This is a genomic window from Stutzerimonas stutzeri (genome assembly GCF_024448895.1).
GTDB lineage: Bacteria > Pseudomonadota > Gammaproteobacteria > Pseudomonadales > Pseudomonadaceae > Stutzerimonas > Stutzerimonas stutzeri_Q.
The window spans coordinates 133,643-145,116 of record NZ_JAMOIC010000009.1; the positions used below are offsets into that span (position 1 = coordinate 133,643).

Sequence of the window (11,474 nt, forward strand, 5' to 3'; positions counted from 1 at the left end):
GGGTGGAAAGCTTTCACCCTATCCGTAGAACGCTGCCGTTTACCAGCGCCGCGGACTAACGCGCCGTACTCCGATCAGCCAACAGACGCGTCGCACCCTGAGCTTTTTGCGTATACCAGAACACGCGGCTGACGCCGCGGGTGATTGCGACGTACGCCAGGCGCAGGTTCTCATCCGCCATGGCTTGGTCGTAGCTGTTGCGAAAGAAGCCGCTGTAGGCGTACAGCGCGTTGCGCAAGGGATGTCGCTCAGCCGGAAGGCAGTCATCGACAATGATCGCGACCTCTGCCTGCAGGCCCTTGGCGCGATGAATCGTGTAGGTCTTGACTGGCAGTTTGCGGTCCAGCTGCGACTCGATAGCACGCAAGGGTTCGTTGCGCCGGCTGAGCACCAGCACAGCATTGCGATCAGCATTGGGGCGCCCCGCTACGTATTCACACTGGGCTTGAATCACCTTGATCAGATCGGGAAGCCGGGCCTTGGCGTCGAAGCGCGTTACAAGCTTCACTCCGTGATCGCCTTGCTGCGTCGCCCGCGCTGCCTTGCTGACCTTGGCCTGCTTGAATGCGACACCACTCAGTACCGCCTCACCGTCACGGATGATGGGCTCGATGGAGCGGTAGTTGGTTTCCAGCATCAGCACCTGGCTCTTCTTCGATGCACCGCGGCCGGGGAAGTATTTATCGAAATCCATGAACAGCTCCGGTGAACTGCCGCGCCACCCATAAATCGACTGCCAGTCATCTCCGATGGCCATCAGGCTTACGGCTTCGCCCTGGCGAGACAGAGCGCGATGTAACGCTTGCAGCCATTGGACGATCTGTGGGGAGATGTCCTGAAACTCATCGATCAACAGATGACTGAACGGCGCCAGCGCATCGTTAGTTACAGCGGAACCTCCGGCTGCCAGCCGCTGGGTCAGCGATTGAAACGCGCCGTTGAAAGTAATAAGCCCCTGACTGTCGAGCGCCGCCTGGAAATGCTTCCAGAACAGGATCAACGCTTCTACGAATGTCCGCTCACGAGGTGAGCATTCCATCCGCGCTGGCTGCATCTGTTCGATTTTGATGCCGATACTTTCGATGAATCCGGCTTGCGCGTAGAGCGCCTCGAACAACGGCATCGGAGTGAATTCACCAGTCATTTTGAAGGCATCCAGCGGTGCCCGCGGGACGCGTGCTCCGTTAGCGTCGCTTGGCGCTGGCAGCTGCAGCAGCTCATGCACCAACCCACGAAACGCTTCGTCTTCGGTATAGCAGTCCTGATAAGCCTGTTTCAGGAGGCGCTGTTGTGCGGGCCGCAGTCGCGAAGCCGTCAGCGGGTTGTCCAGTTCCGTAGCCGAGGCGCCCTTTTCATCCATCTGCTCAAACCAGACCGGCTTACCCAGCACTTCCTTGGCCAGCACCGCCATCGCGGAGTGGAATGTCCGTACGCATTGCCAAGCACTTGCGGGATCGAAATCGAAATTCCAGAACCCGAGCACGCGCACCAGTTGTTCGCGCAGTTGCGCGCAAGACGCATTGGTGAAGGAAATGACTGTCAGCCGCTCGGGCGAAATGCCCATGTGACAAAGCATGAACACCACGCGCAGGACCAGCGTCGTGGACTTGCCCGAGCCGGCGCCAGCGAAAATGCGTGTCACCGGGCTGTCACTGAGGATCATTACCCATTGTTCTTCGGAGGGCGCACAGATCACGCCCGCCTCTACCGCTCTGCCGACACGCAGGCGCATCGCCTGGGCCTGCGAGCCATCGACCGGCATTTTTGCCGGCCCGTAGATGCCGTCGCTGGGCTGACGGCTTTTAACTTTAGGCTTGGAAGGCTTGCCTGGTTCATCTTCCTGCTGTTTTGGCAGGCGCCCGGACTTTTTGCTCGACAGCCGCCCGGCCTGTTTACCTGCTCGCTTGGCGGATTGCTTGCCGTCCTGTTTGGTACCTGATTTGGGGGTGGCGCTCGGCCACCGACGAAGAACCAGATCTTCTTCAGATTGAACGTAGGCTGAGGTACGAGGAAAGCAACGCGCCAGCGCTCCGGACAGCAGGAGTTTGTAGCGTTTAACAGCAGACAACATCGAAAAACCAACCAGAGCACCGACAGATGGATTGATATGGTAAGGGTTTTCTGCGGCCGGCAGGCTCTGGTGTGAGGAATGGTGGCCGCATATGCAGGCAGCCTCTCGAAACGCTGTCAGCTTCTGGTGATGCCGTACTTGTTCAACTTGCGATACAGCGTGTTACGGCTGATACCCAGTTGCTGCGCTACGCGAGTCATATGCCATTGCCGCGCCTCCAACACCGTCAGAAGCGCATCACGTTCGGCATCGCCCAGCGGGTCTCGCGTTGATCCGACAGGCTGTGCGAGCGGCAGAACCGCCTCGACATCCGCCGCTGCGATATAGCTGTGCTCGGCCAGTGCCGAAAGCGTGCGAAGTACATTTCGCATCTGCCGCACATTGCCAGGCCAGGCGTACGAAAGCAGCAGGCTCCGTGCTCGCGGCTCTAGCAAGATGGTCTCGCCGCGTGCTTCCTCCATCAACAAATGATCAAGCATGGCGTCACGGTCGCTGCGCTCGCGAAGCGGCAGCAGGTTCACTACCAAGCCGTTGAGGCGATAGTAGAGATCTTCGCGAAAAACGCCCTGAGCAACCAATGCCTGAAGGTCACGGTGGCTTGCACTGATCAGCCGAATGCTCAATTGAGTAGGCGTTTGAGCACCCAGCGGCACGATCTCCCGTTCTTCCAACACACGCAGCAAACGGGTCTGTAGGGCCAGTGGCATGTCGCCGATCTCATCGAGAAACAGGATGCCGCCGTTGGCCTGTTGCAGTTTGCCGCTCATGCCTTCTTTACGGGCGCCGGTAAAGCTGCCGCCGCGATAACCGAACAGCTCACTTTCAATCAGTGTTTCCGGGATGGCTGCGCAATTGAGCGCAACGAAGGGCTGCCTAGCTCGTGAACTGGCGCGATGCAGCGCCGAGGCAAACACCTCTTTGCCCGTACCTGTCTCGCCGTGCAGCAGCACCGGAACGTCCCGTTCCAGCACTCTGAGCGCCCGTTGAAAACTAGCGCGCACCGACGGGTCACCAAGACAAAGGCCTGCCGCTGCGCGCTCGATGTTTTGGTGTGGCGCAGATTGAATCACGCGTATTTTGGGGCCACGCAGTTGTCCCTGCAGCAATTGCCCAGCCTGGGTATGCAGCGGCCAACAGGCGCCAGGCTGCGGCGTAGCGCGCTGCAATAACTCATCCAGACGGATGTCTAGAACCTGTTCCAGTGACTGCCCCAGTAAGTGGGCTCGAGTGGTCCCGAGTAGGCTCATGGCAGTATCGTTGACGGCGCTGATCTGCCCGCCACCATCGAAGGCCAGCAGGCCTTCACTGAGCAATCCGATGTACTCGGGCTGCGCATGAAAGCGCAGCAGATAGGCGCCTTCGCAGTGCTGTAGGAAAAAGCAGCTTTCAATGAGTTTCGCTGAAAGATTCGTCAGCGCCATCGTGTGAAAACGACGCTGGTGACTTAACTCTTCCCGCGCCGACGAAACGTTCAAAACGGCCAGTAGCTCACCCTGCGGATCGAACACCGGGCTCGCCGAGCAGGTCAGCGTTGCATGACGCCCACGAAAGTGTTCGCCACGGCAAATGGTCAGGGCCTGGCGCTCGAGCAGGCAAAGCCCAACGCCGTTAGTGCCTTCGACAGCCTCATCCCACACAGCACCCAGCCAAAGTCCGGCACGCTGGAACTCCTGCCTTTCAGATTCGCTTGAAACACTATCGATCACGACCCCGCTGGCGTCGGTCAGCAGGATGGCATGACCATTACCACCCAATTGCTGATTGAGGCTGCTCATTTGCCAATGCGCCACGCCGACCACTTGCTGCAGTTGTTCCCTGTGCTCGCGCAGCCTCGTTTGCTCTACCACACAGGTCGCGCGAGCACTGGTGGGATCAAGGTGATGCTCGTCCAGGCAGCGTCGCCATGACCGGGCGATTGCAGGGTCAGCCGTCGGGCCATCTGGTGCATCCAGGCCTTCGCCGAAGCTGAGAACTCGATGGGCGTGCCGGGCGATGTGCGGTGACGTCATTTTTATTTTTCTCCGCGATATTTCAGGAGCGGTTTTCGCCAGCATAGGCCAATCGGCCACACACCGCATGCCGTCTCGCAGAAGACACAGACTGTCACGTCAGGCTGTGTCAGATCTGACACAAGCATTTGCCTCAGGCCTTCTTCAGTCTTCGTCCAACCCCTCTGGATCGCACCTTTCCTGCCATTGGCCCAGCCCTTGCTCTACTCGATGGGCGAACCGGATAACAACAAGATAAGGAGGTACCTATGCGTCGTACCCGACCCGTACGTCTCCCCTCTGCCCTTCCGCCTGGCTTCCTTATCAACTGCCACGGTCTTCAGCGATTTGACGGCGGCTAGCCTTGCTTTTATCCGACTCGCTATTCCACGCGGCGCAATCACGCGCAGTGTGCATAACAAGATCTTTGCGAAGGACGTATCCATGAACATCAGCATTGACACCATGGCCCCTACCCATGCGCCAACTGCCCAGCTGGCCGCCTGGGTCGACCAGCTCGGCAAGCGACTCACCCAACAGGACATACACGGCGCGCTCGAGCTGTTCGCCGAAGATTGTCACTGGCGTGACCTTGTTCTGTTCAGCTGGAACCTGGTGACTCTCGAAGGCAAGAGCGATATTCGCGACATGCTGGAAAGCCGACTGGCTCAAACCAAGCCTGAAAACTGGAAGCTCGAGGGCGAAGCGACATTGGCCGATGGCGTGCTCGAAGGGTGGATCAGCTTGGAAACCGACGTTGCCCGTGGCAAAGGTTACGTACGGCTCAAGGACGGCCTGTGCTGGACCCTGCTAACTACGATGCGCGAGCTCAAACACTTCGAAGAACCTATCGGACGTCGTCGACCGATGGGTGCAGAGCATGGCCACGGCCGCGCTGACACACGTAATTGGCTAGAAAAGCGCCGGGATGAAGAGGCCGCGCTCGGCGTTACTGAACAGCCGTATTGCCTGGTCATCGGCGGCGGCCAGGGCGGGTTGGGCCTGGGAGCGCGCCTCAAACGTCTGGGTGTGCCGTCGCTGATCATCGACAAGGCGGAGCGGCCCGGTGATCAATGGCGCAGTCGCTACAAATCTTTGTGCCTGCATGACCCGGTTTGGTACGACCACATGCCCTACCTGCCTTTCCCTGACCACTGGCCGGTATTCACGCCCAAGGATCAGATCGGCGACTGGCTGGAAATGTACGCCAAGGTCATGGAGCTCAATTACTGGGCCAAGACCAGATGCGTGAGCGCCAGCTTCGATGAAACGGCAGGTCATTGGACCGTGCAGGTATTGCGTGACGGCAAGCCAATGACACTTACGCCCACGCAGCTGATCCTCGCTACCGGCATGTCGGGCGTGCCAAACGTCCCGGTCTATCGTGGTGCGGAGAATTTTGCGGGGCAACAGCACCACTCCAGCGAGCACCCCGGTGGCAACGCTTGGCGCGGCAAACGGGCGGTGGTCATCGGCGCGAACAATTCTGCCCACGACATCTGTGCCGATCTTGTGGAAAACGGCGCCGAGGTAACCATGGTGCAACGGTCCAGCACTCACATCGTCCGTTCAGACTCGTTAATGGACATCGTCTTCGGGCCTCTCTATTCCGAGGAAGCCGTCGAAGGCGGGCTGACCACAGACAAGGCAGACATGCTGTTCGCCTCAATTCCATACAAGGTTTTGCCGGAGTTTCACCGTCAGGCATTCAATCAGGTCAAAGAGCGCGACAAGGATTTCTATGATCGCCTCGCTGCTGCGGGTTTCATGCTCGACTTCGGCGACGACGAGTCCGGCTTGTTTCTTAAATATGTTCGGCGTGGATCGGGCTACTACATAGATGTGGGCGCATCGGAGCTGATTGCGAATGGCACCATTAGGCTGAAAAGTGGGAGTGGCCTAAACGTGGAGCGAATCGAGCCCGATGCCGTAATACTTAATGACGGCAGCCGGTTGCCTGCAGATCTGATTGTCTACGCCACGGGGTATGGTTCGATGAGCGGGTGGGCAGCCAAACTGATTTCGCAGGAAGTCGCCGATAAAGTCGGGCGCTGCTGGGGGCTGGGCTCGGGAACGACCAAAGATCCAGGCCCCTATGAGGGTGAGCTGCGTAATATGTGGAAGCCAACGCAACAGCAGAACCTCTGGTTTCATGGCGGCAACCTGCATCAGTCCAGGCACTATTCGCTGTATCTGGCGCTTCAACTGAAGGCAAGGTTCGAAGGGCTAGACACATCGGTGTATAGGCTTGCGCCTAGCTACCACCGCGGCTGAACGCGCAACGAAACGGGACCTTCGGGTTCCGTTTGTTTTTCATCGCGTTCGTCAGATGTATCGCACTGCGCGCGCGCAGTGCGCACTAATCAGAACAGTCATCTTTCGCGCCCCGCTGCATGGCGCAGCCCAGCAATAGGTTGTTATGTACAGAATCGGTTTTGCCTGCATGTATCGTCACCCCGGCCACAGCGCATCGCTGAAAGAGCTGGAAACCATTGAGCGTGCCTTCAACCCGCGCTCGACCACGCTGCGCTGGCTCAACAGCGTGTCGCAGGAGGTGGCGCGGGAGAAGCTGAACGGCATCATCGAGCACAATCTGGCGGCGCAATTGCGGCTACTCGACTACGTCGCAACCCTGCCAGCGCCGCTGCGCATGCTGCGCCTGAGCAGTGACCTGATGCCGTTTTACAGCCACCCCGAGGCCGCCGATTTTTATCGTCAAACCGAGGTTCGCACGGTGATGGAGACCGGTTTCGCCCAAATCGGGGAACGCGCCAGGGCATCGAATATCCGTCTCTCGCTGCATCCCGGGCAGTACTGCGTGCTGGCGTCGGACAAGCCTCAGGTCGTCGAGAACAGCCTGGCGGAGTTCGAGTACCACGCCGACATGATTCGCATGATGGGCTTTGGACGACAGTTTCAGGACTTCAAGTGCAACGTGCATATCGCCGGTAAGCTCGGCGTTGAAGGCATCCGTTCCATCTGGCCTCTCCTGTCGCAGGAGGCACGCAACTGCATCACCTTCGAGAACGAGGAAAAGACCTACGGCGTCGATGACTGCCTGCAGCTCGCTGACCTCGCCCCCGTGGTGCTGGATATCCACCATTGCTGGATCAACGAAAACAGCTATATAGATCCGCATGACTCGCGCGTGGCGCGAATCATCGAAAGCTGGCACGGCGTGCGACCCACCATGCACTACTCGCAGCCGCCGGAGGGTCTGATGGAGCTTGGATTCGCTGCCGACGACAAGCTGGAAATACCGGCACTACTCGAAAAGGTCAGCAAACGCGACCTCTATAGCCACAGCAAGCGCATGTGGAACCGCTGGACGAACCTTTATGCACGCGAGTTTTTGGACCGTTTCGACATCATGTTCGAAGCCAAGGACAAGAACCTCGCAACGCTGGATTACTACCGCGACTACCTGGGTGAGTCTGTGTAATGCGGTTCAGTGATTAGGGGCGATGCTCACGTCGTAGCATTTCCTTAAGCTCGGCAATTTCGCTTCGCAGGGAGCGGACCTCCTCATGCAGGTCGGTCTCGATATGATCTCGTGCGGCATCAATGCTCGACTGCGTGGCTTGGCGGTCTGCATCGGTCACGGTCTGCATGGCGTTGACGATGATAGCGATGAACAGGTTCAGCATAGTGAAGGTCGCGATCAGGATGAACGGGATGAAAAAAACCCAGGCATACGGGAAGACCTCCATCAGCGGGCGCACAATTCCCATCGACCAGCTTTCGAGCGTCATTACCTGAAACAGTGTGTAAACCGAACGTCCCAGGGTTCCGAACCACTCAGGAAAGTCGGCAGAAAACAGCCCGGTTGCAATTACGGCTGACACATAGAAAACCAACCCCAGGACCATCGCGATCGAGCCCAGCCCCGGAATGGCGGACAACAGCGCGCTGACCACCCGCCGCATCGACGGCACCATCGTCACCATGCGCATCACTCTCAACACACGCAAAGCGCGCAGCACACTGAGCTGCCCGGACGCAGGCACCAGAGCGATGGCGACTACTGCAAAGTCGAACAAACTCCAGGGATCGCGGAAGAAAGCAGCGCGATGAACATAGATGCGCGCTGTTATTTCTGCGACGAACACAGCCAGGATGATTGTGTCGAGCAGAACAAGGACGTCACCCCAACGAGCCATGACCGAGGCGGACGTCTGCATGCCGAGGATGACCGCGTTGATGACGATCAACAGCAAAATGGTGCGCTGCACTGCTGGTCGCTCAATGAATTGCTCCAGACGGCCTTTCGAACGCGTTTCGGATGTTGCTAGCTGCATGATGCCTACTCGTGGTGACTTACATTGCCTCGGCACCGCTTGGCCTATCTGCCTGCGCGCCGAGATTCGCGGGCGCGAGTATGGCTCCGCGAATCGGGCCGGGGAAGCAGCGGAGCGCACCCGGGCGATTACTGATTGCAACCCGGTGTTTCGTTGCATGCTGGCGTTCAGGAACCCTGATTTCTTGGCATATCGCCGCCAGCCATAGACCGGCGCTCCAGAGCCACCGCAAGACTCATGCAGGCACGGGCGGCGTTTGATCTGCTGGATCACCAGCGGAGCAGGCAACATGTGACGCATCATGCTCGTTACAGGCCGACAAGCGCGCATGACAACCACGCACCGCATTTCGAGCCACGCCATAGACAGATGCGCTCAGCGTGACGTAGGCATGCCAGCGCAGCGATCAAAATTGTATTGGTTTCGAACTGCTGCTTTTGAGGAGTGAAACTAATTCGTTCGAGTCGCACCGACGGTTCATCGGTACTTTTCTGCATGGGCTCCCGGCAAGTGCAACTGCGTTCTCCTGCCGCACCAGACCGACCAAGCTGGACCTCGATCAGTAGGATGGCCACATCCAGAAAGGCATTGGCATTCACCCTGGGCAGACATTTTTGATCTTCTTTTTCGTGAACTTCATCCGCTGCTGAAGCGAAGCTCCCGACTGCCGCATTCGAAGCGGTCCGAATTCATTCCCACGCGCCGCCATAGCGAAGCTGAACGCGTTACGCCTGCTCAATACGGTTTCGACCGTGCATCTTGGCACGGTACATCGCTTGATCCGCTCGGCTCAGCAGACCCTCAAGCGTTTCATCGTCACGCCTGACGGCCACACCAACGCTGCCGGTAATGGATACTGTTTCGGGACCGCAAGCGATAGGCTTGTCAACGAGCGCCAGCCGCACGCGCTCTGCCAGCATCTGCAACTCCTCGGCCTGGTTAACCAGTACTAAAATTGCAAACTCCTCACCCCCAAGTCGAACGAGTAAGTCGTCTGCGCGCAGTACTGTTTTGAGCTGGCGGGCGGCCTGTACCAGTACCTGATCACCGAAGGCATGACCGTACCGGTCGTTTACAGACTTGAAGTGATCGAGATCGCAACACAATGCGCCCAGCTGCTTGGAGCTGGATTCCGATTCCTGAATCAGAATAGGCGCAAGGTAAGTCAGTCCGTCACGGTTCCACGCGCGGGTGAGCGGATCGGTCATTGCTCTCAACCGCTCGGCATCCAGTGCTTCGTACAGCGTGCGAATGTGCGTGCTCTGAATACGTTGAACTACGTAGCCCTCAGCGAGCGTTGCCAGGTCTTTAAGCATGGATTGCTCCGCACCTGTCAGATCGCGAGGGTGCGGATGAAGCAGACAAAACGAGCCCACCGGGAAACCGTTGACGACTATGGGATGGCCCGCATAAAGGCGCACCCTTGGCGCCGCTGAAACGAGCGGGTTGTCACTGAACCTCGGATCCTTAAGTGCGTCCGGCACGATCAGCGAATCGGTTTGCAAAATGGTATGGCTGCAAAAAGAAATATCGCGCGGCGTCTCGCTGATGTCAGTGCCTTGCCTCGCTTTGAACCATTGCCGATCTCGGTCTATGAGGCTGATCAGTACCGTTTCTACGCCAAAGGCACTCTGGGCGACACGGACCAATGTATCCAGATGCACATCCGCCGCCGTGTCGAGCAAATTCAGACAGTCGAGCGTGTACTGTCGTAGTGCCTCTTCAGGGTGCGCCGGTGCGATGAGCATTTCGGGTCCGAACAGTTGCTTTGATTTGATCCTAGCAGCGAAATCCAAACGAGGGTTGCGAGTGCGCCGAGCTGCTTGGAAGCGACCTGTGACTGCCCACCGCTACCCCTGCTGAAATGGCGTAGGCTTGAGCGTTTGACTGGACTGGGACACGCCGACTGCGCACAGACAGCAGTCATCACCGTGTACACGCGCACGCATGTACACAGCGAGCTTCGTTGGCCCAGCTTTAACGAAGCGAAAAGGAAAAAAGCAGGCACAAAAAAGCCCCTATTACGGGGCTTTCAGGGATTTCCGAGTCCTCATAAGAGGCCAGGAAACCATTAGATGGTGCGGACGGAGAGACTCGAATTATTAGTGTAAGCTACTGAATTTAAAGGTAATAAGTAAAGTCCAGCTGTGGTTAGGTACACATTTTCGTACACACGAGGGCACGCTGGATACGAGCGGTAAATCACTAACCTGCTGCTTTCTCCGCCCCTACGAGCTGCGCCTTCTTGACGCATCTTACGCCGACGTTCAGCTGTTCACTTCGGAAACGATTACCACCGCACCGCCATTGGATTTCCTTCTTAATACGCCCAGCCTAGATGGAGTTAGCCTCACTAGGTCGCTGTTACAGCCACGGTCGATGAACATTGGCCGCAGAGACTGTTAGCGCTTCTCGCACGCGAGCTTGGCTACATGAACTCATCCCGCAGCACGCTGCAGAGCTGTCCGTAACTCACCTCCAGATTCTCCTAAAGGCACAGGCTCGAGCAGCCACTTCGGAATGTGGCGAAGACCTGAGAGATGGCCTGGCCCAATTCGGTTGGTCAGCCCCTGCGTCCTTGGCTCGTCGTGAATCCTGGCGGGATCGGGCCTGGGCCCGCAACCGTTCGCACCAAACATTTTCCCCGCCGGCGAGCGGCTTCCTCGCGATACAAATTGTTCGGTGCTCACGGTCCTTCTCTACGTTTCGGCTGCCATGGCGGTGCGTACAGCCCTCACCCGCCGACCGGTTCACAACAAGGACGCGATGGGCGCGACCTTGATTCCGAAAGGAGTAACACCATGGCCAACATCGGCACCTTCACCCCGTCCAAAGATGGCTTCACCGGCACTCTGCGCACCCTTACGCTTCAAGCGAAGGTCAACATCGTTCCAAACAACAAGAGCAGCGACAACGCTCCGGATTATCGAATCGTCGCAGCCGGCGGGCACGAGATCGGCGCCGCTTGGGAAAAGCTCAGCCAATCCGATCGCCCCTACCTGTCGGTCAGCATAGATGACCCGGCACTGCCTGCTACCGTCTACGCTAACCTCATCGAGGGCGAGGACGGCAGCCACGCGCTAATCTGGAGCCGAAAAACCGAGTAGCAGTCAACCG

General features: G+C 58.1%; 7 protein-coding genes. 3 read left to right on the plus strand and 4 right to left on the minus strand.

All coding sequences use genetic code 11. The features are described 5' to 3' along the window. Positions 1-55 precede the first annotated feature (55 nt). The gene (locus NA619_RS13055) at positions 56-2,071 is read right to left on the minus strand and encodes a DEAD/DEAH box helicase (protein WP_255962275.1); all 2,016 of its coding nucleotides are present in this window, start codon (positions 2,069-2,071) and stop codon (positions 56-58) included. 116 nt (positions 2,072-2,187) lie between these two features. Continuing rightward, positions 2,188-4,080 (minus strand): sigma-54-dependent Fis family transcriptional regulator, encoded by a 1,893-nt coding sequence (locus tag NA619_RS13060; protein WP_255962276.1) that lies wholly within the window; start codon positions 4,078-4,080, stop codon positions 2,188-2,190. Positions 4,081-4,503: 423 nt separating this feature from the next. On the opposite strand from NA619_RS13060, the gene NA619_RS13065 reads away from it, so the two are divergent. Together NA619_RS13065 and uvsE are read left to right on the plus strand one after the other, a co-directional pair. Continuing rightward, positions 4,504-6,333 (plus strand): NAD(P)/FAD-dependent oxidoreductase, encoded by a 1,830-nt coding sequence (locus NA619_RS13065; RefSeq protein WP_255962277.1) that lies wholly within the window; start codon positions 4,504-4,506, stop codon positions 6,331-6,333. Between the two features lie 145 nt (positions 6,334-6,478). Beyond that, a complete protein-coding gene (uvsE, locus tag NA619_RS13070; protein ID WP_255962279.1) occupies positions 6,479-7,501 on the plus strand; it encodes a UV DNA damage repair endonuclease UvsE in 1,023 nt (340 codons plus the stop codon). A gap of 13 nt (positions 7,502-7,514) precedes the next feature. Here uvsE and NA619_RS13075 read toward each other — a convergent pair whose 3' ends face one another. Continuing rightward, complete coding sequence (locus tag NA619_RS13075; protein WP_255962320.1) at positions 7,515-8,357, minus strand: ion transporter; 843 nt, start codon at positions 8,355-8,357, stop codon at positions 7,515-7,517. A gap of 725 nt (positions 8,358-9,082) precedes the next feature. Next, a complete protein-coding gene (locus NA619_RS13080; protein WP_255962280.1) occupies positions 9,083-10,153 on the minus strand; it encodes a GGDEF domain-containing protein in 1,071 nt (356 codons plus the stop codon). A gap of 1,005 nt (positions 10,154-11,158) precedes the next feature. Here NA619_RS13080 and NA619_RS13085 point away from each other — a divergent pair. Beyond that, complete coding sequence (locus tag NA619_RS13085) at positions 11,159-11,464, plus strand: DUF736 domain-containing protein (protein WP_255962281.1); 306 nt, start codon at positions 11,159-11,161, stop codon at positions 11,462-11,464. Positions 11,465-11,474: the final 10 nt, after the last annotated feature.